This window comes from Methanolobus sp. ZRKC2 (genome assembly GCF_045291185.1).
In the GTDB taxonomy this organism is placed as follows: domain Archaea; phylum Halobacteriota; class Methanosarcinia; order Methanosarcinales; family Methanosarcinaceae; genus Methanolobus.
The window spans coordinates 1006770-1029591 of record NZ_CP146980.1 but is presented as its reverse complement, the minus strand read 5'-3'; the positions used below and the strand labels follow the sequence as shown (position 1 = coordinate 1029591).

The window sequence follows — 22822 nt, the reverse complement described above, 5'->3', positions numbered from 1 at the left end:
TTGGTCACCTTTACTGCAGAATCCTTATTCCGGATCCCTTGGGATTCTCTTCGAGGACCTGTTCAATTGTCAGGCACTTTCCGCCAAGGTCGGTGATCTTTTCCTTTGCTGTTGAGCTGAAGCTTAATGCAACTACAGTTGCTGCTTTGCCAATTACTCCTGAACCCAGTACTTTGCCAGGTATAAGAACAGTTTCATTCTCATTTGCATACCTGTTGATTTTACTGAGGTTTACTTCAGCATAATTCTGCCTTGGTTTTTCAAGCCTGGTTGCCACATCTCTCCAGATGAGCACATCGTTGTCACGGGATACCTGTTTGAGATCTGCGACCAGCTTTGGTATCCGTGGGTTGGTCTTTCTAACTATCTTCACGTGTGTTTTCTTGCTCATAATGTTCCTCCGCAAGATTATGTCTCACTCACGCATGATTATGCGTTCGAACATCCGTAAGGTGCCAGTAAAGTAAGAACATGGAATCTATCTGAGATAAATTCGTGACTCTGAATAACGTTACTAGTACATAAATGTTATGTGCTCACTCTTTACTTAAAACTTTGTCATATATTTTCTGATAGGTGCTCTCTACGTCACATCCTTTTTCTCTCGCAACTATCAGGGCAGCTATTTCTATTTCCACCATGTCCCCAAGTCTTTCCTGAAGACTATTTATCTCAACAATCGCCTCTTTTTCACCTTTGCCTGTTTTCATGGCAATCTGGGAAATAAGTTCCTCTATGGGTGTTTTCTCTGTAAAAATATCGCCAGAAGGCTTGAATCCTTGAGGTAATTCTATATTTTCAATTGCAAATGTGGGTGCCAGTTTGTCGCCTTCAAGCCTCAAAAGCCTGGAGCTAATAGCTTTATCCCTTACTTTTGATGCGTGATCCGGTGCCATCCATTTCAGATCAAAGGAAAGTGCAAACTCAAAATCCTTTATGGAAAGGGAAGATGTTGCTTTTTTCTTAAAAGGTGTTGCAACAACCAGTGCTAATTCATCCATTTATGAACCACGTCTAAGCTCATCTATGATTGTATCCGCGACCCTTCCGCATTCAGTGCGCTTTTGCCCATCCAGATGGTTGATCTGAAGTACCAACAACTCATTCTCAAGGATTGCACGCACCAGGTAAATATCTCCTCTGAAAGCTACTCTGTTGTACTTACCGTCGAGATAACTGTAGTTAAGATTGATCCGGAAGTCAATAATTCCTTCCTTTTCTATGGTCTCGATTATATCATCGACATTCTCATAATTCAACGGAGCAAAGTCTACGCCGTTGGTTACGATCTCCACACGTATCTCCCTTTTAGCCTGTATTCTGTGTCCCCGCTGGGTCACAGATTCGGTAACAAACATTCCGAATTTACCGTCCATATTTGCCATAACCTTTGTAAAAAAGGGTAGGTCCGAATGGTAACGGTACTTCTGTTCGAATTCTACCTGCCTGTGGGGAAACCGGTGATATATTCGCTTTCTCATCATCTTAAAGGATCAACTTCCGCCTTTGTAATTATTTTACTGGACACATTTTAATTATTATATTTATAATTCTATTGCTCTGTAGTTATGTTCAGAGTTTGATGAGTTTAGCATCAATAATTCCTTCTACGGATCTCATCTCTTTGAGGATGGGTTCCGGAACTTCCGAATCAACATTCAAGGCCATCATAGTTGTACCGCCGATCTCAGCCCTGCCGACCTGCATTCCTGAAATATTAATACCGTTCTCCCCGAGTACGATACAACATGGTCCAATGACATTCGGCTTGTTGACGTGTTTTGCAACAATGATGTATCCGGATGGTACTATATCAACGTGCTCGTTGTTAATGCTTATGATCTTTCCAGAATTACCAATAACGGTACCGGTGATTGATTCACTTTCATTGCCTCTTATTATCTTAATACTGATTGTAGATGCATACTCTTCAGAAGTCTCTGACTTGCTCTCGATAACTCCAACTTTTCTGGATTTTGCAAGGGAGGCTGCATTAACATAATTGACAGCAGATCCAAGAGCTACCTGAAGCATGCCTTTCAATGCTGCAACAGTGATCGGTCTTGTATCCTTTTCAGCTATTTCTCCGTGATAGCTGATCTCAAGCCTCTCATAGTTCTTACCCAGCAATTGTGCACAGGCCTTGCTCATGGTTTCAGCAAGCTGGATGTAAGGGGCAAGCATTGTCATAATTTCAGGCTTAACAGAAGGAATATTGATAGCGTTTTTTGCAGTCCCGCCATTAAGTACCGAAATAACTTCTTCGGCAACAGATACTGCAACATTGATTTGTGCTTCCTCCGTAGATGCTCCGAGGTGTGGAGTAGCTATAAGGTTATCGCAGTCGAGGAGTGGGCTCTCAAAGGGAGGTTCATTAACGAATACATCCACAGCAGCACCGGCAATCTTACCACTTTGGAGGGCTTCTGCAAGCGCTTCCTCACTGATTATACCACCACGTGCACAATTGACGATTCTTGCATTGCTTTTCATCAGGTCAAATTCAGCCTTGTCAACGATGTTCCTCGTTTCCTTTGTTAGGGGTGTGTGAACCGTTATGAAGTCAGACTCCTTGGCGATTTCCTGCACGGTTCTGAGCTTTACTCCCAGCTCTTTTGCCCTCTCCTCTGAGATGAAAGGATCATATGCCAGAATATCCATTTCCAGTCCCTGTGCCCTTTTTGCAACTTCCGCACCTATGCGTCCGAGCCCGATCACACCAAGGACCTTGCCATTGACCTCCACACCCATGAACTTCTTACGTTCCCATTTCTTTGATTTCAGAGATGAATTGGCCTGCGGGATATTCCTGGAAAGAGCAAGCATCATTGCGACTGTATGTTCCGCAGCTGAGAGCATATTCCCTTCAGGTGCGTTGACAACGATGATTCCTTTTTCAGTGGCTGCCTCCACATCAACATTGTCGACTCCTACTCCTGCCCTTCCGATGATTTTCATCTTGTCCGCAGCCTCGATAACTTTCCTTGTAACCTGTGTTCCACTACGGATAACGAGAGCTTCGTAATCAGGTATCTTGTCCACCAGTTCTTCTTCTGAGAGCCCTGTTAACACATCAACTGTAAAATGCTGATTAAGTTTCGCCAATCCCTGTTCGGATAACGGATCACTGACCAATACTTTCATTCTGTTTATCTCCACAAGATCAATGTAATTATTCAATTATTTATAATAGTTAATTCTACCTTTGCGATATGGAATTAACGTAACCATATGTATTATAATTGTCTGCAAGCAGCCCATAAGCCTTACGTTTTTATCCTAGCAGACATCAGCCTTTAGATAGCAACTTTAGATACATCTAACTACTTAAAAAGTTAAGCATTCGATGACGCATTAGTATATACACACTCATCCACTATGGAGATGACAAAATAAAATCGGAACTTATATATGCTATATATGAAGACTTTATATATTTAATATCCAATCATTGTCTATAATTTGTTGTTGGAAATCATTAATTTTTGCAGGTGGTACATGAGAAAGAAGTTGACAACCGTTCTAGTTTCAGCAATTCTTGCTTTTCTTGCGGTGATCATCTGTGGCCTGATAAATAATCCGACTCTGGGCAACGGGAGCTTTTTCAATCGTTTGCCACATTTATCTGTAAATGAGCTTTATCTTCCCTCTTTTCTTTTCATTGTTTTTATGCTTTCCAGCATTACTGTTTCCGGGATTTCTGCAAAACGCGAGATTGCAGAGAAAAAAGCATATAAAAAAGATAGGGATCTCCTAATATTACATTCTGCTACCTCAATATCTGCCACTTCTCTTGATGCCGATGCATTTCTGCATGATTTGCTACACGAGTTTCTTTTTTATCTGGAGGCTGATTATGGATTCATTCATATGGTCAGGCATGATATCGGTAAGGCTGTCCTGGTTGCAGACGCCGAGGTTCCGACCTCGCTGAAAACATCTATATGCAATGTCCCTCTTGAAAAATCCTTTTTTTCTGATATCCTGAAAATAAATGATCCATCCGAAAAAACCATAAAACCACTTACTATCACTTTAGACTCAGAAACTTATCCCGGAATGAATTCCGGAAACTATGTTGTTTTTCCAATGGTTGCACATAACCAGACCATCGGTTCTTTTGTTTTCTCTGTAAAACAGGACTTCCAGTTGAATGAAGATGATTTGTATGTTCTTGAGAGTGTGGGTAAGCTGGCAGGTATCACAGTTGAGAACATAGAGCTTTTGGAGAAAACTACCAAATCCTATGAGGAACTGAAATCCCTCGACCAGATGAAAGATGAATTTATCTCCAATGTGACTCATGAGCTCAAGACTCCGCTGATCTCCATAAAAGGATACAGTGAGATAATGTATGAAGGTATGCTGGGTGATTTGAATGAAAAGCAGCGTCAAGGGTTGAAAGTTATTGTCTCAAATTCCGAGCGCCTGCACAGCCTGATAGAATCACTTCTGCATATGAATGCTTTCCAGTTCAACAAGCAGCATATCTTTTCTCCTCTCTGCTTGACAGATGTTCTGGAAAACACTATCAAAAGCCTTTCATTGAAGATCGAGGAAAAGGGGATGTCCCTTGACAGGAATTTTGCTAAAAACATGCGTTTTGTCTATGGCAATACGGAGATACTCAAACAACTTTTCGTTTATCTGCTGGATAATGCAGTAAAATTCTCTCAAAAATCCGGTAGTATCGAAATATCTGTCTCTGAGGAAAACGAATGGATGCATGTCAAAATATCAGATCACGGTGTGGGTATACCTGAAAATCACCTTCCAAGGATATTTGATAGATTCTATCAAGTAGACGGGTCCATGACCCGCAATTACGGTGGTAATGGACTTGGTCTTTACCTTTCAAAGAATATCGTAGAGGTTCACGGGGGAAGAATATGGATCGAAAGTACAGAAGGTGTAGGGACTACGGTTCACGTACTGCTGCCTGTTTATGTGGAAAAAAATGAAAGTATGGAAAAGGTCCTTGTCGGGAATGTTTCTTAAGTGAAATGATAAAGTTGAAAATAGCTGTCTGTATTTCAATCGCTTCTAAATCTGAAATATATTCTTCTGTTGTTCTTTCCCTTGTTCTCTGCTTTGAATATTTCTATGTGGGATATCTCCCCAGTTGATGAAACATGAGTTCCGCCGCAGGCCTGCCGGTCAACATCCGGAATTGTAATTACCCTGATTTCTTCTACATCAGGCGGGAATGCATCCTTGAGTTTGACTACCGAAGGAATCATGAAAGCTTCGTTCTTTGGTAATATGCTTATGGTCACAGGAATATCAAGGTCTATGATCTCGTTAACCTTTGATTCATAAGACTTCAATTGTCCACGATCAAAGTTTTCGAGATTGAAATCAACGCGTGTTTTGTTCTCAGCAAGCTGGTTACCGGTGATCATGGCCCCCGTCTCATTATGGATGATTGCACTCAGTATATGGCAGGCTGTATGGTATTTCATGAAAAGCTGTCTCCTCTCCCAGTCAATGAAACCTTTTACCTTGTCGCCTTCCCTAAGCCCCGGTACGGAAATCTCGTGGCTGATCTTTCCTTCGAATTTGCCGACGAAGGTCACTGGAAACTCTTCGCCATCACGCACAAGTATCCCTGTGTCATGAGGCTGGCCGCCGGATTTCGGGTAGAAAGCTGTCCTGTCCAGTACAACGAATTTATCGTCCTTCACGCTCTCTACTGTAGCTTCGAATTCCTTAAGATAACAGTCTTTCAGGTATAGTTCTTCCATGCATCTGAGTACAGAGCTGGTTCAAATATATCTTTTGCCGGCTAGTATTGCAAGCCATTTATTTTCTCTTTGCAAAAAAATCAAATAGTATCCATTTTAACTTAAATTGACGATGCCAGAAAAGAGTACCCGGAATATTTCTATCTATCCCATTCTGACCGTGAATTTCATAGGAACACTTGGCCTAAGTCTTGTGCTTCCTTTCCTGGTTTTCCTTGTTGAAAGGTTTGGGGGAAATGCGCTAATATATGGTATAATCGCTTCCATGTATCCTGCATTTCAACTTATAGGTGGCCCGCTGCTTGGAAAATGGTCTGATATCTACGGACGTAAAAAAATACTCTTGCTAAGCCAGGCAGGTACTCTGCTATCCTGGATTATCTTTATGATAGCCCTGTTCGTTCCGGTCATAGTACTCCGGGATGTAAGTTCAAGCCTGCTTGGCGAATTCACCGTCACAATACCGCTGATATTATTGTTTATAGCGAGGGCTTTTGACGGACTTACCGGTGGAAATGTGTCCGTCGCAAACGCGTATGTTGCAGATATTACTGAAGAAAAGGATCGGAGTAAGAATTTCGGGAAGATGTCTGTGGCAATGAACCTTGGATTTATAGCAGGTCCAGCACTGGCCGGACTCTTGAGCGTCACCGTTTATGGTGAGAAACTTCCGGTGCTTGCGGCCATAATAATTTCATTGGCAGGTCTTCTATTGATTGCTTTCTTTGTTCCGGAATCCAGGAAATGCGCGGATAATCCCGAAAGCAGCAGTTCTGAAAAAAGTAAAATATCTGGAAACGAGTACGAAAAGTGCGTAACATCCGGACAAAAGTCCCGTCCCGGCTTTAAAGATGCATTTGCTATTGAACATATTCCGTATATGCTTCTGATTTATTTCCTCGTTTTCATTGCCTTCAACATGTTTTATGCCGCCTTCCCTGTATATGCCATTGATATACTTGACTGGGATGTTGCTGAGATGGGGTTCTTTTTCTCTGCCCTTAGTCTAATGCTTGTAATAGTTGAAGGTCCTGTATTGAGTAATGTATCAATGAAGTTTTCAGACAGCCAACTGGCTATAATAGGAAGTATTATTCTTGGTACTAATTTTGTATTACTTGCTTTCGGTGATGTGCTGCTGACCTATGCAGCAGCTATTCTCTTTGCGGTTGGTAACGGTTTTATGTGGCCTTCAATTCAGTCTATATTGTCAAAACTTGCAGGAAAAGAACATCAGGGCGTTGTACAGGGAGTATCATCCGGTTTCACAAGCATTGCAAGTATTGCAGGCCTGGTGTTTGGAGGATTCATATATTCACAAATTGGAGCCGGGGTTTTCCTGATCGCTGCAGTTCTGATATATGCGGCATTTTTTATGTCTTTCAGGCTGCTTTCTTTTGAGGAGGCTAATTGAAGAAAGTCTTGAAATTTCACAAAGCATGGCACATTTCTGCCTTAACCCAGCATATTCCTTACGTCATAACTGATGCTCGGATAGGCATAGATAACATCTTTGAGATCTGATACTCTCATACCATAGCTTATTGCCAAGGCAAAGAGGTTAATTACGTTTTCAGCTTCAGGTCCCAGCATATGTGCACCGACTATTCTTCCGGTATTCTTTTCAATGATGATCTTTGAGGCTGCAAATTCCATATTTGTTCTGATTACAGAGTACCACTGGCACATATCATTGAATATTACTTCATGATCTTCGGTCATCTCTTCTTCGGATAACCCTACTCCTGCAAGGACGGGTATTGTGAAAACCGCCGAAGCTACTGCGCTATGATCAGGAATGTGCCGGTTTCCTTCAATTATATTGGAAGCGACGATCTGTCCCTGCATCGAGGCAACAGGTGTCAGTGGCAATCCTTTTTGTATACAGTCTCCTGCTGCATATACCCTGGGATTTGATGTGCTCTGGAGATATTCATTGACATCTATGGCCCTGTTTTTTACTGCAACGTTCCCTTTTTCAGGTTTAAGTTCCTTTATCCGGGCGGTCCTGCCCATACCATGTACGACCATATCGCACCTGTAAGTTACTTCTTTATGATCGATCCTGTCAAAAGTTGTAACTATGATTTCAGAGTTAGTAGTATCGTAATCTATCTTCCAGATCTCCTGCATGGTTTTGACCTGGATGCCTGCATACTCCGAAGCTCTGATAAGAATTTCTACAAGGTCAGGCTCAAAATTCTTCAGTGCTCTTGAACTTCGATGCAAAATTGTTGCCTTTGTACCTGCATGAGCAGCTATATGGGCAAATTCAAAGGATATGAAACCTCCGCCCGCAAAGATGATCCTTTCCGGAAGTTCTTCCAGGTCGAGAAATTTATCGCTTGTTGTAATATATTCGACTCCCGGTATACTGATATCAAGAGGTTCTGCACCTGTTGTAAGAATAATATACTTCGCTTTTACTGTATCATTCCCTATTATGAGGCTTGAATCATCCTTAAACTGAGCTGCTCCATAATAGGTGTCTATACCCGCTTCCTCATATCCCTTGAGCCTTGCAGCGGAATATGTATCAATAATTTCATTTTTGAAATCAATAAGCTCTTTCCAGATGATGTTCCGGCGTGGTCCTGCCTCGCCTTTTCCTATCATTCTGTTGCTCGAATCAATGATATCTGCCATGCCTGTAAGTATCTTTTTGGGAGTACATCCCTTCAGGACACAGGTCCCGCCATATCTTTCTACGTCAGTGACAGCAACCTTCATGCCTGCATTGTTTAGCCGGTGTGCGATAGCAGATCCTGCTACACCAGTTCCCACTACAATGGCTTCATAATATTTCTCCACATAATCCCCACCTTTAAAGATAAGCTGAAAATCATCTTCTATTGCAGGATTTCTTGCAAATAGTGATCATAGCAAGTCTCTCAGGATTCTATATATTGATTATCATTTTTTCTGTTTTTCTATTTTGATAAGTCGGAATGAAAGAATGACTGCGATAAAAATGATTACAGCAGCTATCAGGAAAGAAAGTGATTCAATCTGCGTATAAAGTAATCCTCCTGCAAGCAGTCCGATAATGCTTGCAAAACTACTGGAACTCATAGCAAAGCCTTGCACTGATCCCTGGTATGTAGCTCCTGCAAATTTCGAGAGAACTGAAAGGATAGAAGGCCACATTATCCCGTTTCCCAATGCAAAAAAAGCGGCTGCCAGATATATGAGGAAAATATTTCCCGGAATTAAGAGTATGAACTGTATTCCAAGGATAAATCCTCCTGTGACTATCAGGATCGATTCTCTGTACCTCCTGGCAAGTCTCTCAAGGACCGGTCCCTGGACAAATGCCATCATTGCGCTGATGACGGAGAAGTAAATTCCAAGGGCAGCCGGACTCCACTTTAGAGCATCCACGGCAAAGACAGGAAAAGCTGTATAGTATATGTTGAATCCCAGGAATATCAGGAAGTACAGCATTAGCATAAAAGGGATGTATTCTATTTTGAAAACATCCCGCAAATTTAATTTCTTTTCATTTTTGACCTTATAGCATTCCTTATGCTCCTGCCCCAGTGTCTTTCTCGTACTTTCGGGATTAGGGTACTCTTCAGGTGTGCAGGCAGGTGCTTCAGGCAGGAACAGGATGATTATTGCCGTACCGATTATAGAAATGACCAGGGCGGCAGATACAGGGAGAACCTCTCCGTAAACGGTGGCACCCAGTACTCCTGCAAGTGCCGGGCCAAAGACATAACCCAGGTTGGATGCCACTGACATCCTGCCGTAATTTCTATTCCTATCCTCTTCCGAGGTCAGGTCGGCCAGATATGCGTTGGCAACAGATACGTTTCCGCCGGTAAGTCCGTCAAGTGCCCTGGCAAAGAATATAGCTAACAGGGGAAGAGTAATAACAAAAACACCCAGGATATCCGAATCTACCTCTATCAACTCAGTAACAGGTAGAAACAGGGCAACAAGGAAGATGATCCATGCAATAAGCGTACCTATCTGGCTTAGAAGCAGTATCTTTTTACGTCCGTAGATATCAGACCATCGGCCCAGTATGGGAGCTCCTATTAACTGAAAGGCAGGATAGGTTGAGGCAAGAAGGCCGTAAATCAGTGCATTGCCTCCGTATTCTGTTACCAGGAAAACAAGAAAAGTAAGGATTATCCCAAAACCGAGGGTTCCGATAAATGTGACAGTGTATAGTGGAAAGAGTGCCTTCCCGTTTTTCTCCGGGAGATTGGAACCCTGTGCCATCACAGAACATGCTGGTCCTATCCCTTATAACAATTCCTCTTTAGCCGGATGACATCGTTTTCTGTGTGGAGGGCACAGGGAGTACAATTTTGCAATGAATTATTTTATAAAGGATGCCCTATTTTACAATTCATGTTAAGGAAGCAAATTTCCAATACAAAATGGTGTTTCAATGTCGGACAAAAGAAAAAGGCGAAGTTTTTTTGACAAATTCCCGGATGATGAGGATTTCAAGGATATTGAAGATATCATCGAACACATGATGGAAAAGTTTGGTCTGGATCTGGATGATATCTCCAAACAACCGTTTGTTTATGGTTTTTCTGTGTCCAAGCGTCCCGGGGAAGAGCCCGAAATCAGGAAATTTGGCGATACGCCGGATTATGAAGACGATATGTTCTCAGGGAGGCAGCAGGTCCGTATTGAACAAAGAAATCCTCTAATAGATATTTTTGAGATCGAGGGTCAGGTGCATGTTGTTGCAGAACTTCCTGGTATCGATAAGGATGACATTGAAGTGAATGCCACGGAATCTTCAATGGAACTTAAGGCTTCTAATGATGAACTGGACTACTTTGAGGATATTGATCTCCCTGTGACAGTTGATCCTGATACGGCACAGGCAAGTTATAGGAATGGTGTTCTGGAGATCGTTCTGGAAATAAAGGACTTCGGAAAAAAGCGCCTCATTCAAATAGACTGACAGTTCCATTCCCGGCTGTCATGCCTTTTTTATATATGTTTTTGAGATGCCGATTCCGATATACGTGCGAAAATGTTCCCTTCTAGCATTAAATCAAAATAGTCTCTTTTGAATGCAAAAAACAGTAAACGAGCGTATTTTTAAAATTTTTCTCCTCATAGTATGATTACCACAAGTAATTTATAGTAATCTAAATTATTCATTTTCAAGATCTCAGAGGAATAGTGCATGGTAAAAAAGACAATTCATGAAATTAACTCTAAAATAAAAGATGGCAGTGTCAATGTTGTCACCGCAGAGGAAATGGTGGGTATTGTTGCAGAGCTTGGTCCTGAAGGTGCTGCTAGGGAAGTCGACGTGGTGACTACAGGTACCTTCGGCGCGATGTGTTCATCCGGTGTATGGTTTAATTTCGGTCATTCCGAACCACCTATTAAAATGCAGAAAGTGTGGATGAACGATGTTGAAGCCTATACTGGAGTAGCTGCAGTGGATGCGTTCATGGGAGCAACCCAGCTTTCCGAATCCCTGGGTATGGAATACGGTGGAGCACATGTCATAGAAGATCTTATACGCGGGAAGTCGGTAGACCTGCATGCTGTCTCCCATGGGACCGATTGCTATCCGCGCAAGCTGCTTGATACTTCAATTACTCTTGAGGACATGAACCAGGCAATTATGGTTAATCCAAGAAATGCATATCAGAAATACAATGCAGCAACCAATGGTACTAAGCAGACCATACATACATATATGGGTTCATTGCTCCCGAATTTCGGGAACGTGACATATTCCGGTGCAGGTGTACTATCTCCTCTGTCAAATGATCCTGATTACCGGACAATTGGAACCGGAAGTCGTATTTTCCTGGGCGGTACGCAGGGCTATATTGTGGGGCCGGGCACACAGCACGCATCTGCCGGAATGTTCGGGACTCTTATGGTTCAAGGTGACGTGAAGAAAATGAGCTCCGATTACATCAGGGCTGCAAATTTTGAAGGTTATGGTACTTCCCTATATATCGGAATGGGCATCCCTATTCCCGTACTGGATGAAAATGTTGCTCAGGCTGCCGCTGTGACAGATGTGGATATCACTACCAACATACTTGATTATGGCGTTCCCAGCAGGGATCGTCCGTCTCTGCGTAAGGTAACATATGCAGAATTGAAGTCCGGCTGCGTTGAAATCAACGGAAAAGAAGTTGCCACATCATCGCTTTCGAGCTTCAAGAAAGCCAGGAAAATAGCAGTCGAATTGAAGGACTGGATATCAAAGGGTGAGTTCTCCGTTACAATGCCTGTAGAGAACCTTCCTTCCGATGCTTCGGCAAAACCAATGAAAGAGACTGAGGGAGTCACCTTTGTTTCCGGGATAATGTCCACAAATGTGGTAACTATAGATAAGGATGCGAGCGTCTATGAGGCTGCAAAGATCATAATGGATACGGCTTTTAATCATCTTCCTGTGGTAAGCAAAGACAATTCACTGGTGGGTATCGTGACAGCCTGGGACATCTCAAAGGCTGTTTCCCAGGACAAGTTTGACCTTGTAGAGGATATAATGACTAAGAAGGTCATAACCGCAAAGATCGATGAACGTGTGGATGTGGTTGCCAGGCGTCTTGACCAGCAAGGTGTATCTGCATTACCTGTTCTGAATAATAAGAATCATGTGATAGGTATCATAACTAGTGATGACATCAGCAAGTTGTTCGCCAGGAGGCACTGATATGAAAATCAAAATTTACATCTCGTCTGAGGTAGTCATAAAACCCATCCTTGCAGAAGCAATTGTTGAGACCGGTGTGCTCTTGAATGTATCTCAGGCACATTTTGACCGCTCACATGGCGAGGTTGTTGCGGATGTCCTGGAAGAACATTTTGAGAAAATGAGGTCTTCTCTTGTATCCAAGGGAGCGGTTGTCACAAGACTTGATACTCCTATTGAATGGGATGAGGATGAATGCGTTGAATGTAGTGCATGTATATCTGTGTGCCCTACAAAGGTTTTCTCACTGGATGAGGAATACAGTCTTCTTGTAGACAAGAGCAAATGCATACAGTGTGGCACATGTGTTGAAATGTGTCCTCACAATGCATTGACCCTGATCAACAACAAGTGAAATGCAAACTACAAACGAGTAAACCCTGGTTTTATACCTTTTTTCAGTTGACATGAAAGAAAACTATCGTTTAAAGGAGACTATTGTCACCATCCAGGCAGATGAGCAGTCGTACATAGACGTTGCAAAAGAGGCTATCATCTATCACCGCAACGAACTCGAGAGGTACATTTCAGAAGATACTTTTTTTAAGACCAGTCTGGAACCCTACGAATTAAAGGATAAAGCTCCCGAGATTGTCAGGAGGATGGTAAAAGCCGGAAATGCAATGAACATCGGTCCCATGAGCGCTGTTGCCGGTACGATATCTTCCCTTGCCGTTGAAGCGATGGTTGAGTCTGGTGCTTCTTTTGCTTTTGTGGACAATGGAGGTGATATTGCTATCATCAATGACAGGCCTGTTGTCATAGGTATTTATGCAGGTGAATCTCCTTTGAAGAATCTTGGGTTTACACTGGAATCCCGGGAGACTATTACCGGAATATGCACATCCTCTGGTACTGTGGGACCTTCTATTAGTTTCGGTATGGCAGATGCAGCGGTTATTTTTTCTGACAATGTCTCATTGGCAGATTCTGCAGCAACAGCCCTTGGGAATGCAACAGGTGCCGGAAAAGCTTCAGTTGAAGATGCTTTTGATACTGTGAGAAATGTCGATGGCATAAAAGGAGCTATTGTGATACAGGGTGAGTTCATAGGTTTCTGGGGTGATATCCCGGAACTTGTAAAGGCTGACGTCAGGTATGACTGTATCACAAAAGGTTAAAGATAGCAGGGAATATATCCCTGAATCTCTGTTTATTTCTTTTATCAGGCAGTGTTCATAACATAGGCCACTTCTTCATAGGGTTGGACAACAACAAAACCCTCGCCTTTGAAGGCCATCTGTATACTCTCACCACTTGACCTACCCACAAATGTCTTAAATGAAACATCAGTCTTGACATCTGGCTGTAGGTTTCCTGACCATGCAACAGTTGCATTCGGGTCAGTGAAAACCGGCGTGTTGTTTGAAACTCTCAAGGTGAGGGGGTCATAGTGGGTTGTAATAGCTACCATTCCGGTTCCTTCGAGTCTCACATTGAAGAGACCACCTGACATGATGCCTGCCACTCTTTTCATTAGTTTTATGTCCCAGTTTATCCCTTCTTCAAAGGCAAGAAGGTCGTTCCCGTTAACATATATCGAATCGTTTTCAAGATTTATAATTGATATTTTTTTCCCGCTGTCTGCAAGGTACACTTTACCCGCGCCTTCTGCTTTCGTAAGGGATATTCCTTCACCCGTAAATGACTTCTTTACGAACTTGCCAAGTCCGTGTTCAAGTAATCCTTCACGTGTGAATTTGACATTTCCAAGATGTGCAACCATGGTGCCTCTCTTGGTCCAGACCCTGCCGTTAAGATTGACTTCAAGCATCCTGTCACGTTCAAGCTCGAATTTCCCTTCTCCAAGGTCCTTCTGGCCGGTTTTGCTTATGAACTCTTCGATTGAGTAGCGTGGCATACTAACTATCACCTGTTTTTAATTTTAATAAAGCTATTAGTTTTTTTTATATGCAGGTTAGTATTTATATTCTACTCTGAAAGCCTGGAAATTTATATAATCTGTAACGAGATATATCATTACTAACATACAATCAACAAAAAACCAAAGGAGTGGTATATTTGGTAAAAGTAACTCTGGTCCATTCGGAATGGTGTCATTTCTGTCCTGCTGCAAAAAATCTCTGGAGGGAACTCAAAGAAAAATATGATTTCGAGTATGAGGAAGTAGATCTTGATACCCCCGAAGGAAAAGAACTTGCCAGCAAATTCAATATCCGGTCAATACCTACAACCATTATCGATGATGAAATCGTCTTTGTCGGTGTGCCGGACAGGGAAAAAGCAAGTAATATTCTAGGCTGATGGTTGTTATCATGCATGACCTTATCATCGTAGGAGGAGGACCCGCAGGCCTGACAGCGGGAATATACGCTGTTCGATATGGGATGGATGTAATAGTTCTTGAGAAGTCCGTCGTTCAGGGACAAATATCATTGACAAATATCATAGAGAACTATCCGGGTTTTGCTTCAATTTCCGGTGGTGAGCTGATGGAACGCTTCAATGATCATGCAAATACTGCCGGTGTGAAGCTACAGTCTGCTGATGTTGAAAAGATAGAAGATGCAGGAGATAAGAAGATCATTGTTGCTCATAATGGAAAATTTGAAGCCAAGGCTGTGATTATAGCCACAGGTGCGGAACCAAGGCGTCTGGGTGTAACGGGCGAGGGAAAATACCTTGCAAAGGGCGTTTCTTATTGTGCAACCTGTGATGGTCCTTTCTTTGCCGGGCAGAAGGTCATTGTAGTGGGTGGAGGTGATTCCGCAGTTACTGAAGCTTTGATACTCTCAAGCATTGCCAGCAAGGTCTACATTGTACACAGGAGAGACAAGCTCAGGTCATGTAGTCTTCTTCAGAAAAGAGTCTATGAAAAGGAGAACATCGAATTCATATGGGACACTGTTATTGAGGAGATTCTTGGCGAAGAACTTGTTGAGAAAGTTCTCTTGAAGAATGTAAAGACGGAAGAAAAGACCGAAATGGACATTGACGGTGTGTTCATATCTGTAGGTATTGTCCCCAGGACGGAACTCATAGATGTTGATAAGAATGAGGCCGGTTTCATAAAGACAAATGAGAGAATGGAAACTTCTATCAGTGGTATTTATGCAGCCGGTGACTGCCGTGAGACTGTACTCTGGCAGGTTGTTACAGCAGTTGGAGAAGGAGCTGTTGCAGCAGTTTCAGCTCATGAATATGTCATGGTCATGGAATAAGCCATGTAAAAAGTATCTTTCTAATCCCATGAAGTGGAATATGGAATGATCTAAGATGGAATGCAATAGTGAAAACAAAGAAACTTTTTGTTTGAAAATATGTGCGGATTCAACCTCCGAAGATCTTGAACCTATAGCTCAGGCCATACATACTCTATTAGGTATTCCCATTACCATCCGTAGTATGAACCACAAAGGCATTCGCATGGAAAGGGGAAATATTATCGATAGGAACTATACAGGACCTGTGCTTGAAGAGGCTATCAGGACTAATACGGTTATCAGAACGGTCCCTTCAGAAGGAGTGTACAGGGGAAAATCTGTAGTTGTGGCTCCTATCAGGACACTCGATGGTGGAGCCATTGGTGCTATCGGCGTTGTAGATCTGGTTGCAGCCCTTGATATTCTTTCCATGTTCAGGGAATATCCGGGCATCATCGATGAGGTCGAAGAATCCAGGAAAAGAATGAAGTGACCTTCAGAGGTCCCTATACCTGTGAAACTTCATGGCCTGGGTGACTACGAACGCAACGATTGAAACGGCGACTGCAAGCAGTATTACCATAACAATATTGCCGCTTTCTGCAGATTTCATCATGCTGTAAAATAAAAAGGCACTCAGTGATATGCCAATCGCCAGCAGGATTGCAGTAGGCAAATTATATATTTTTTCAAGTGGTCCTTCCATAATGGGAACAGAGTTTTATTCATATTATAGTTTTCTGTTGAACTCTTAACTTTTGATAACGTTAAAATATGTATTTGCCATCATATAGAATTAGAATTGCAGCTGATTTGTCAAATTAAATGAATAATATTCGTGCCTATGAGCCTATATTTCCTGGAGTAAAAAATGGAACTTAAGAACCTATTGAACAAAATAAAGAACAATGAGATGGACCTTGAAACTGCAGAAGAGCAGATAAGGTGCATGGGTTATGTACCTGTCTCCGATATTGCGAAAGTAGACATCTTCCGCAAACATCGTACTGGTATTATGGAAGCTGTGCTTGCGGAGGGGAAGGATCCGAAGGATGTTGTGGAAATTGCAAAAGCCCAGGTTGCTGCAACAGGTCGCGTATTGATAACCCGTCTTGGAAAAGATCATCAGGAAGCATTGGATTCCAGCTTCAGCCCGGATGAGCTTGAGTGGAGCCTGCACAGGACTTTGGCTGTAGTTCACGACGGCACGCCAGCTCCCAGTACAGGAGGCATTGTTGCTATTATCACGGCCGGGACCGCAGACATAGACGTTGCCGAGGAGGCACGGATGGTAGCCAATGAGATGGGATGCGAGACAATTGCTATCTATGATGTAGGTGTTGCCGGTTTCCACAGGCTTGTGGGAGAGATGCTGAAACTCCAGGAAAAGAAACCCGATTCCATTGTTGTCGCGGCAGGCAGGGAAGGCACCCTTCCAACGGTAGTTTCCAGCCTGGTGGATGTGCCTGTCATAGGGCTTCCCGTGTCAACAGGCTATGGGGCAGGTGCTAAAGGTGAGGCTGCGCTGCTTTCCATGTTGCAGTCATGTTCTGTTCTCTCGGTCGTTAACATTGATGCAGGTTTTGTAGCCGGTTCTTTTGCCGCAAGGATAGCAAATACTGTTGCAAAGGCAAGGGATAAGGAATAACTCCTTGTGTGAGTTTTTGGTCATTCACGTTAAGCGTTTCAAAATACAAACAGGTCAATTCAACAGATGTGAAATCATGAGGTCTCTTATATTCGAACCTTTCTCAGGTGCAGCCGGCGATATGATACTTGGAAGCCTGATAGGTCTTGGTGTTGATGGTGAAAAGGTATGCAAGGTGATAGAATCCGTTGTTGACGTATCAGTATCCGTTAACAAGGTCGACAAACGCGGTATCGAGGCTGTCGATGTAAGGATAGATGTTCCCCATGAGACCCATTCCAGACACTATTCTGAAATTGTTGATGTGGTCAAAAATGCAGGTCTTCCTGCTGTTGTTGAACAAAGTGTCCTTGGTGTGTTTTCCATTCTGGCAGAAGCAGAGTCAAAGGTACATGGTCTGCCTCTTGAAGAACTACATTTCCATGAGGTTGGTCAGAAGGATGCGCTTGCGGATGTTATTGGTTCCTGTTTTGCGATTCATGAGGTAGCTGCTGATTCAGTTTTCTGCACGCCTGCCAATGTTGGTGGTGGAATGGTAAGAGCCGCTCATGGTGTGATGGCAGTCCCGGCGCCTGCAACCCTTGAAATACTCCGACAGAGTGACCTGTCATTCTATGGTCGCGGAAGCATGGAAATGCTGACCCCGACAGGTGCGGCTATCCTTGCATATTTTGCAAAACCACTGGAAAATCTTCCAAGGGGTAAGGTCAGATCAGTTGGTTACGGTGCCGGGGATGCGGATACAGAGGACCCGAATGTGCTGCGCTCGATGATCATGGATGTGCAGGATACACTTTCCAGGGATACTATTGAAATACTGGAAACCAATGTGGACGACGTAACAGGTGAGATTCTCGGCAGCCTTTTTGAAAAATTGCTGTCTGTGGGTGCAAGGGATGTAACAATCACGCCGGCAACCATGAAAAAAGGCAGGTCCGGTCATATTATCAAGGTAATTACGAAGCCTGAGAACAGTGACCGTGTTGCAAGGGAGCTCATGAAGGAAACAGGTACACTTGGAATACGTGTTATTCCCACCAGGCATCGCTACGTTGCAGACCGCAGGATGGACAGGGTCAATATCAGTGTAGGTTCTAGGGAGTTTAAGGTTGCTGTCAAGATTGCACAGGACAAAAGCGGCGAAATATTGCACATGTCTGCGGAGTACGAAGATTGTCGCAGGGTTGCCGAAGAAGTGAAATTGCCGTTGAAGGAAGTGATCAGGAGAGTCGAGGAGGAGGCATGGGCTCGATTCCTGTGATAAATTCTCCCTCTTTTATACTACTATACAAAAATATCCTTTTTTAAACTTATACCACAAACCATCTAAATAATCCCGGTAATTACAAAGCAGATGATAACCGACGTCATTAAGATATTCAGGGAACTCGACAGTAAGGATCTTCGCATACTTCAGGGTATTGAGGTCGGGATGAAGCATTATGAATGGGTGCCTGTGGAAGAGTTGATGAAGATCACCAAACTGCCATATTCCACACTTGAATACAAAATCAGGGCGCTAAAAAAGAAAAACCTTGTAGTGGTGACCGGTACTCCTTATGAAGGCTACCAGATATATTTTGATGCATATGATGCACTTGCCTTAAACACATTTGTCAAGAGAGGCACCATCAGCGCCATCGGTGATGAGATTGGAGTTGGCAAAGAGTCGGTAGTGCTTGAGGCTGTGAAAGAGCCTGAACTCGGTTTTGGTGAACCGCAGGGTGTCATCATAAAGTTTCACAGGGAAGGGAGAACCAGTTTCAAAAGGGTGAAGCGTGTACGTTGCCATCTAGAGGACAAGGAACACTTTTCATGGATATACGCAGCCAGGCTTGCTGCTAAAAGGGAAGCTGAGATAATGCGCAAACTCTATCCGGATATATCCGTACCCCGGCTTATAGATAACAACCGGCATGCACTTGTGATGGAAGTTGCGGAAGGCAGTCTCCTGTGCAAGACAAGACTTGAAGATCCTGCATGGTTTTTGGATTGCATAATCGACCAGCTGAATAAGATCTACCAAAAAGGTATCATTCACTCTGATCTGAGTGAGTATAACATATTCGTATACGACGGAGGCGTGCAGATCATTGACTGGCCCCAGTATGTTGGGACGGATCATCCACATGCCGACGAACTTCTGGAAAGGGATGTCCTGAATCTTCTGAAACATTTCAAGCGCAAATATTGTCTTGCAAGAGATCCCGGAGAGGTCATTGATGCAATAAAAGCGCCTGAAGAGTCATAACTATATTACATCACTAACATACATTGTTCTTATATGCAAAATGGGGTTATTTACGGAATTGACATCGCAAAGGGCTCTTCAAGAGCTCAGGAAGCACCAAGATATGCGGTGGCTGTTCTAGGGGAAGGCGAAGTTACCCATTATTCTATGCTTCGCCGGCATAAGATCCTCCGCATGATCCATAGAGATCGTCCAGTATATATTGCCGTGGACAATATCTACGAGCTGGCGGCGGACAAGAGAGATCTCATTCATTTCCTTGAAAAACTTCCCGAGGGTACGAAACTTGTCCAGGTTACCGGAGGTATTCATCAGAGGCCCCTGACCCGGCTTGCCCAGGAGCATAATTTCACATTCAACCAGTTCAATCCAAATGAGGAAGCTGAAGCATGTGCTGTACTTGCAAACCTTGGTGTGGGTTGTGAAGTATCGCTCTTTGAGGACATGACAAAGATAAAGGTGAGCAGAGCCCGCTCCCTGGGTAGGGGTGGATGGAGCCAGAATCGTTACAGACGAAAAGTTCACGGTGGTGTCAAGGAGCGGAGCAGGGAAATTGAGAATACGCTGCGCAAATTTTCCCGTGATACCGGCTTTACTTTTAATTCCAAAATTACAGAGGGATTCGGAGGTTATGTCAGGGCTGAGTATACCATCAATGCAAGAAGGGATAAGGTGCCTGTAAAGCCTTCTTCTACAGCTGATGTCCAGGTGACCGTGAAAAGTGTCGAAAGGGACAAGATAAAATACCTCCCACTCAAAAGCAAAGGGCGCAAATACACGATAGTCGGCATAGATCCCGGGACAACCGTTGGTATCGCTATACTTTCCTTTGAGGGAGAGTTGCTTTTCCTGAAGAGCATACGGGGAATATCGCATGATGAAGTTGTTAAGCTGATTGCAGAATACGGTAAGCCTGCGATTGTTGCAACAGATGTTTTCCCCACTCCTGCGGCTGTTGAAAAGATACGTCGCAGCTTCAATGCGGTAATAGGAACTCCTGGCGGGGAAATCAAAGCCGAGGAAAAGATTGCTCTGGCACGTCCATTGGGCTATTCCAATGATCATGAAAGGGATGCACTTGCAGCTGCGCTCACAACGTATAAGAATTACAGGAATGTTTTTTCCAGAGTTGAAAAAAGAACTCCTAAGCATCTTGATTTGGATAAGGTGAAGTTCCATGTTATCCACGGCGCCTCTATTGAGGAAGCTATCGAAAAAATAATTCCGTCTCCGATAGTCCGAAAGGATGTCAAGCCAGAGCCTCAAAAAGAGGAAGATTCAAATACTGATGAGCTGGTGCAAAAACTCAGAGAAGAAGTAAGCCAGAAGAATTCGCAGATTAAGCAACTTAAAGGTTATGTGGCCGAACTGAAATATGAATCCGGCCAGAAGGAGCGAACTATCGAATCACTGGAAATGCGGATTAAAAAAATAAGAAATGATACTTACATGAAAGTTCGGAAAGATAAGGAAATAGATATCAGAGACAAGGAGATCGAGAGGCTTAAAAAAGAGGTTCGTAAGGTTCGCAAGTCCCTCAAAAAGCAGCGTTTGCAAACTAAAAGAATCAAACAGATGCACAAAAAAGAGATCAGGGGTGAAGGCTTGCCTGTGAAAATCATCAGCTCTTTTGCAAAGGAAGCAATACAGCACACAAAAGATTCCTATGGCTTGAAGAAAGGAGATCTCATCTATCTTGAGGACCCAAGTGGCGGGGGACCCGTTACAGCTGCGGTACTTGTTGACTCCGATGTGAAGGCTGTTCTTATTTCAGAGGATATGCCTCATGCAGCACTCGAACATTTCTATGATTCGGATATACCTGTACTCAAGGGTCTGAAATTGCAGAGAGTGGATGATTTTGCCACCGTTGAGCCGGATGTCCTGAACAATGCAATCTTCGAATGGGAAGAGAAAGCCCGGGAGCGTCGCAAGGAAAAAGAGCATGAACAGTTTAAATCAATTCTTGATGAGTACAGAAGTGAACGCAGAAGAGGCCTTGCTTAGTCTTGTGGTAAATTTCTGGGAGTTCTAGTTATGAAAAAGTCTTCACTTTTGCTGGCGGGAGGTCTCGGGACAAGGCTCAATGGATATGAAAAAGCGTTGCTTCCTTTAAAGGATGGAACTTTCATTGAAAATACTCTGAAGGTACTGGACAGGGTCAGTGATGAGGTAATCATTTCTTTCAGAGATGAAAAACAGCTTTTGTTATTTGAAGAGTATACTCACGGAAGAGAAACAGTTGTTGATATACTCAGGAATGTGGGTCCTCTTGCAGGCATGCTTGAAGGATTTAAAAAAGCATCATATGATTATATTTTTGTTGCAGCATGTGACATGCCTTATCTCAATGGTGAAGTCGTGGAATTATTGTTCGATATGTGTGAAGACCATGATGCAGTAATCCCTGTTAATACATCCGAACAAAAGGAACCATTACATGCAGTTTACAGGAGAAAGCCCATGCTCGCTGCCATAGAGAACTCACTCAGGGAAGGCAATTTGTCCGTGATGTCTCCGGTTTCCAGACTTGATGACGTTCTGTTCCTTGAAAGTGAGGAAATAACTACGATAGACAAAGGAATTATGACATTCACAAATATTAACACACCCGGGGATATGGATGCGCTTGAGCGAAACAGGACCGGTTAATCTTGCGGAGACAAAGTAATATGGATGACAATATAGTAATAGAAAAGGCGATCAAAAGGATTGCAGAGGCATATTGTTTTGATATTGGTACTGTCAGGAATGCAATTTATGAATCAAAAGATTCACTAGATCTAAAAAAGATGGTTAGCGAAGGTATTTTCTGCTTCAGGGGGCCGAATAATGAAATAAGATACGATAACGCATCAATCTGCCTGTCGAACAAAATCCTTGCTAATACAGATGTAGCTAAAGTCCTCTTACCTGAGATATGTGCAAGGATCAGGCACTGGGATAAGGAGGATATTAACGTTCTTTTTGCGGATATGAAAAAAGCTATTAGTATCATGGAACTAAATCCTGATGATTTCCCTGGCTTTGATTCATGTGGCCTGGATATCAATAGTCTTCCCTCTGAAAAGATACCGTTAGATATTGAAGCTAAGCATCGGATATGGGCGATGGACAAGAAAAATATGTGTCTTGTGGGTATTGATGCGAACAAGATAATGCATGTGGATGACATAAGAAAATTGCCGGACCAGGCCAATATCTCATGAAATAATTTTTTTTGCAAGTATAATGTCCTAAAGCTTATATCATATAAAATATATTTCGTTATATCATACAGATGGATTGGTTGGCGTAAATTCTTTATTGACT

General features: G+C 43.0%; 24 protein-coding genes. 15 read left to right on the top strand and 9 right to left on the bottom strand.

The genetic code is table 11. The features are described 5' to 3' along the window. Positions 1 to 10: 10 nt before the first annotated feature. From V7O62_RS04795 to serA, 4 genes are all read right to left on the bottom strand, one after another. Complete coding sequence (locus V7O62_RS04795; protein WP_406657879.1) at positions 11 to 391, bottom strand: 50S ribosomal protein L18e; 381 nt, start codon at positions 389 to 391, stop codon at positions 11 to 13. 145 nt (positions 392 to 536) lie between these two features. After that, complete coding sequence (locus V7O62_RS04790) at positions 537 to 1001, bottom strand: DUF2240 family protein (protein ID WP_406657878.1); 465 nt, start codon at positions 999 to 1001, stop codon at positions 537 to 539. Further along, on the bottom strand, positions 1002 to 1376 hold the full coding sequence (locus V7O62_RS04785) for a hypothetical protein (RefSeq protein ID WP_406657877.1): 375 nt from the start codon (positions 1374 to 1376) through the stop codon (positions 1002 to 1004). Between the two features lie 196 nt (positions 1377 to 1572). Further along, positions 1573 to 3144: a phosphoglycerate dehydrogenase gene (gene serA / locus V7O62_RS04780; RefSeq protein WP_406657876.1), complete on the bottom strand. Its 1572-nt coding sequence runs from the start codon at positions 3142 to 3144 to the stop codon at positions 1573 to 1575. Between the two features lie 354 nt (positions 3145 to 3498). Between serA and V7O62_RS04775 the strand changes: the two genes are divergently transcribed. Continuing rightward, a complete protein-coding gene (locus tag V7O62_RS04775) occupies positions 3499 to 4998 on the top strand; it encodes an ATP-binding protein (protein ID WP_406657875.1) in 1500 nt (499 codons plus the stop codon). Positions 4999 to 5033: 35 nt separating this feature from the next. Here the strand turns inward: V7O62_RS04775 and alaXM are convergent, their stop codons facing one another. Next, the gene (alaXM, locus tag V7O62_RS04770; RefSeq protein ID WP_406657874.1) at positions 5034 to 5744 is read right to left on the bottom strand and encodes an alanyl-tRNA editing protein AlaXM; all 711 of its coding nucleotides are present in this window, start codon (positions 5742 to 5744) and stop codon (positions 5034 to 5036) included. 112 nt (positions 5745 to 5856) lie between these two features. Here alaXM and V7O62_RS04765 point away from each other — a divergent pair, with 112 nt between their 5' ends. Then, positions 5857 to 7158 (top strand): MFS transporter, encoded by a 1302-nt coding sequence (locus V7O62_RS04765; RefSeq protein ID WP_406657873.1) that lies wholly within the window; start codon positions 5857 to 5859, stop codon positions 7156 to 7158. Between the two features lie 41 nt (positions 7159 to 7199). On the opposite strand, the gene V7O62_RS04760 is transcribed toward V7O62_RS04765, so the two are convergent. Next, the gene (locus tag V7O62_RS04760) at positions 7200 to 8555 is read right to left on the bottom strand and encodes a dihydrolipoyl dehydrogenase family protein (RefSeq protein ID WP_406657872.1); all 1356 of its coding nucleotides are present in this window, start codon (positions 8553 to 8555) and stop codon (positions 7200 to 7202) included. Positions 8556 to 8657: 102 nt separating this feature from the next. Then, complete coding sequence (locus V7O62_RS04755) at positions 8658 to 9974, bottom strand: MFS transporter (protein WP_406657871.1); 1317 nt, start codon at positions 9972 to 9974, stop codon at positions 8658 to 8660. A gap of 172 nt (positions 9975 to 10146) precedes the next feature. On the opposite strand from V7O62_RS04755, the gene hsp20 reads away from it, so the two are divergent. From hsp20 to V7O62_RS04735, 4 genes are all read left to right on the top strand, one after another. After that, positions 10147 to 10677 (top strand): archaeal heat shock protein Hsp20, encoded by a 531-nt coding sequence (hsp20, locus tag V7O62_RS04750; RefSeq protein WP_406657870.1) that lies wholly within the window; start codon positions 10147 to 10149, stop codon positions 10675 to 10677. 228 nt (positions 10678 to 10905) lie between these two features. Next, positions 10906 to 12408 (top strand): homocysteine biosynthesis protein, encoded by a 1503-nt coding sequence (locus V7O62_RS04745; protein ID WP_406657869.1) that lies wholly within the window; start codon positions 10906 to 10908, stop codon positions 12406 to 12408. Between the two features lies 1 nt (position 12409). Beyond that, positions 12410 to 12802 carry a 4Fe-4S binding protein gene (locus V7O62_RS04740; protein ID WP_406657868.1) on the top strand — a complete coding sequence of 131 codons (393 nt, stop codon included), beginning with the start codon at positions 12410 to 12412 and terminating at the stop codon, positions 12800 to 12802. Positions 12803 to 12854: 52 nt separating this feature from the next. Beyond that, on the top strand, positions 12855 to 13568 hold the full coding sequence (locus V7O62_RS04735) for a UPF0280 family protein (protein WP_406657867.1): 714 nt from the start codon (positions 12855 to 12857) through the stop codon (positions 13566 to 13568). 44 nt (positions 13569 to 13612) lie between these two features. On the opposite strand, the gene V7O62_RS04730 is transcribed toward V7O62_RS04735, so the two are convergent. Beyond that, positions 13613 to 14308 carry an AIM24 family protein gene (locus tag V7O62_RS04730; RefSeq protein ID WP_406657866.1) on the bottom strand — a complete coding sequence of 232 codons (696 nt, stop codon included), beginning with the start codon at positions 14306 to 14308 and terminating at the stop codon, positions 13613 to 13615. A 161-nt stretch (positions 14309 to 14469) separates the two neighbouring features. Here V7O62_RS04730 and V7O62_RS04725 point away from each other — a divergent pair, with 161 nt between their 5' ends. The 3 genes from V7O62_RS04725 to V7O62_RS04715 are packed head-to-tail and all read left to right on the top strand — an operon-like array spanning position 14470 to position 16104. After that, positions 14470 to 14712 (top strand): glutaredoxin family protein, encoded by a 243-nt coding sequence (locus tag V7O62_RS04725; protein ID WP_406657865.1) that lies wholly within the window; start codon positions 14470 to 14472, stop codon positions 14710 to 14712. After that, positions 14712 to 15629 (top strand): thioredoxin-disulfide reductase, encoded by a 918-nt coding sequence (trxB, locus tag V7O62_RS04720; RefSeq protein WP_406657864.1) that lies wholly within the window; start codon positions 14712 to 14714, stop codon positions 15627 to 15629. Before V7O62_RS04725 ends, trxB begins: the two co-directional genes overlap by 1 nt. 55 nt (positions 15630 to 15684) lie before the next feature. Then, complete coding sequence (locus tag V7O62_RS04715; RefSeq protein WP_406657863.1) at positions 15685 to 16104, top strand: DUF2111 domain-containing protein; 420 nt, start codon at positions 15685 to 15687, stop codon at positions 16102 to 16104. A 3-nt stretch (positions 16105 to 16107) separates the two neighbouring features. Here V7O62_RS04715 and V7O62_RS04710 read toward each other — a convergent pair whose 3' ends face one another. Further along, complete coding sequence (locus V7O62_RS04710) at positions 16108 to 16317, bottom strand: hypothetical protein (RefSeq protein ID WP_406657862.1); 210 nt, start codon at positions 16315 to 16317, stop codon at positions 16108 to 16110. Positions 16318 to 16482: 165 nt separating this feature from the next. Here V7O62_RS04710 and larB point away from each other — a divergent pair, with 165 nt between their 5' ends. The 6 genes from larB (at position 16483) to V7O62_RS04680 (ending at position 22719) form a co-directional block, all read left to right on the top strand. Then, positions 16483 to 17259, top strand: coding sequence for a nickel pincer cofactor biosynthesis protein LarB (larB, locus tag V7O62_RS04705; RefSeq protein WP_406657861.1), 777 nt, complete (start codon positions 16483 to 16485; stop codon positions 17257 to 17259). Between the two features lie 76 nt (positions 17260 to 17335). Continuing rightward, positions 17336 to 18520, top strand: coding sequence for a nickel pincer cofactor biosynthesis protein LarC (gene larC / locus V7O62_RS04700; RefSeq protein ID WP_406657860.1), 1185 nt, complete (start codon positions 17336 to 17338; stop codon positions 18518 to 18520). Positions 18521 to 18613: 93 nt separating this feature from the next. After that, positions 18614 to 19510 (top strand): serine/threonine-protein kinase RIO2, encoded by an 897-nt coding sequence (locus tag V7O62_RS04695; RefSeq protein WP_406657859.1) that lies wholly within the window; start codon positions 18614 to 18616, stop codon positions 19508 to 19510. Between the two features lie 33 nt (positions 19511 to 19543). Continuing rightward, positions 19544 to 21517, top strand: coding sequence for a DUF460 domain-containing protein (locus V7O62_RS04690; protein WP_406657858.1), 1974 nt, complete (start codon positions 19544 to 19546; stop codon positions 21515 to 21517). 30 nt (positions 21518 to 21547) lie between these two features. Continuing rightward, on the top strand, positions 21548 to 22162 hold the full coding sequence (locus V7O62_RS04685; protein ID WP_406657857.1) for a molybdenum cofactor guanylyltransferase: 615 nt from the start codon (positions 21548 to 21550) through the stop codon (positions 22160 to 22162). Positions 22163 to 22182: 20 nt separating this feature from the next. Continuing rightward, positions 22183 to 22719 (top strand): hypothetical protein, encoded by a 537-nt coding sequence (locus V7O62_RS04680; protein ID WP_406657856.1) that lies wholly within the window; start codon positions 22183 to 22185, stop codon positions 22717 to 22719. The last annotated feature ends 103 nt before the right edge of the window (positions 22720 to 22822 follow it).

Bases quoted from the DNA above. Each gene is read 5' to 3' on its own strand.
- larB (WP_406657861.1), top strand. From the start codon at position 16,483: ATGGAACTTAAGAACCTATTGAACAAAATAAAGAACAATGAGATGGAC.
- V7O62_RS04785 (WP_406657877.1), bottom strand. From the start codon at position 1,376: ATGGACGGTAAATTCGGAATGTTTGTTACCGAATCTGTGACCCAGCGG.
- V7O62_RS04695 (WP_406657859.1), top strand. From the start codon at position 18,614: ATGATAACCGACGTCATTAAGATATTCAGGGAACTCGACAGTAAGGAT.
- trxB (WP_406657864.1), top strand. From the start codon at position 14,712: ATGGTTGTTATCATGCATGACCTTATCATCGTAGGAGGAGGACCCGCA.
- larC (WP_406657860.1), top strand. From the start codon at position 17,336: ATGAGGTCTCTTATATTCGAACCTTTCTCAGGTGCAGCCGGCGATATG.
- V7O62_RS04685 (WP_406657857.1), top strand. From the start codon at position 21,548: ATGAAAAAGTCTTCACTTTTGCTGGCGGGAGGTCTCGGGACAAGGCTC.
- V7O62_RS04735 (WP_406657867.1), top strand. From the start codon at position 12,855: ATGAAAGAAAACTATCGTTTAAAGGAGACTATTGTCACCATCCAGGCA.
- serA (WP_406657876.1), bottom strand. From the start codon at position 3,144: ATGAAAGTATTGGTCAGTGATCCGTTATCCGAACAGGGATTGGCGAAA.
- V7O62_RS04765 (WP_406657873.1), top strand. From the start codon at position 5,857: ATGCCAGAAAAGAGTACCCGGAATATTTCTATCTATCCCATTCTGACC.
- V7O62_RS04690 (WP_406657858.1), top strand. From the start codon at position 19,544: ATGCAAAATGGGGTTATTTACGGAATTGACATCGCAAAGGGCTCTTCA.
- V7O62_RS04730 (WP_406657866.1), bottom strand. From the start codon at position 14,308: ATGCCACGCTACTCAATCGAAGAGTTCATAAGCAAAACCGGCCAGAAG.
- V7O62_RS04775 (WP_406657875.1), top strand. From the start codon at position 3,499: ATGAGAAAGAAGTTGACAACCGTTCTAGTTTCAGCAATTCTTGCTTTT.
- alaXM (WP_406657874.1), bottom strand. From the start codon at position 5,744: ATGGAAGAACTATACCTGAAAGACTGTTATCTTAAGGAATTCGAAGCT.
- V7O62_RS04755 (WP_406657871.1), bottom strand. From the start codon at position 9,974: ATGGCACAGGGTTCCAATCTCCCGGAGAAAAACGGGAAGGCACTCTTT.
- V7O62_RS04710 (WP_406657862.1), bottom strand. From the start codon at position 16,317: ATGGAAGGACCACTTGAAAAAATATATAATTTGCCTACTGCAATCCTG.
- V7O62_RS04715 (WP_406657863.1), top strand. From the start codon at position 15,685: ATGGAATGCAATAGTGAAAACAAAGAAACTTTTTGTTTGAAAATATGT.
- V7O62_RS04795 (WP_406657879.1), bottom strand. From the start codon at position 391: ATGAGCAAGAAAACACACGTGAAGATAGTTAGAAAGACCAACCCACGG.
- V7O62_RS04740 (WP_406657868.1), top strand. From the start codon at position 12,410: ATGAAAATCAAAATTTACATCTCGTCTGAGGTAGTCATAAAACCCATC.
- V7O62_RS04745 (WP_406657869.1), top strand. From the start codon at position 10,906: ATGGTAAAAAAGACAATTCATGAAATTAACTCTAAAATAAAAGATGGC.
- V7O62_RS04680 (WP_406657856.1), top strand. From the start codon at position 22,183: ATGGATGACAATATAGTAATAGAAAAGGCGATCAAAAGGATTGCAGAG.
- V7O62_RS04790 (WP_406657878.1), bottom strand. From the start codon at position 1,001: ATGGATGAATTAGCACTGGTTGTTGCAACACCTTTTAAGAAAAAAGCA.
- hsp20 (WP_406657870.1), top strand. From the start codon at position 10,147: ATGTCGGACAAAAGAAAAAGGCGAAGTTTTTTTGACAAATTCCCGGAT.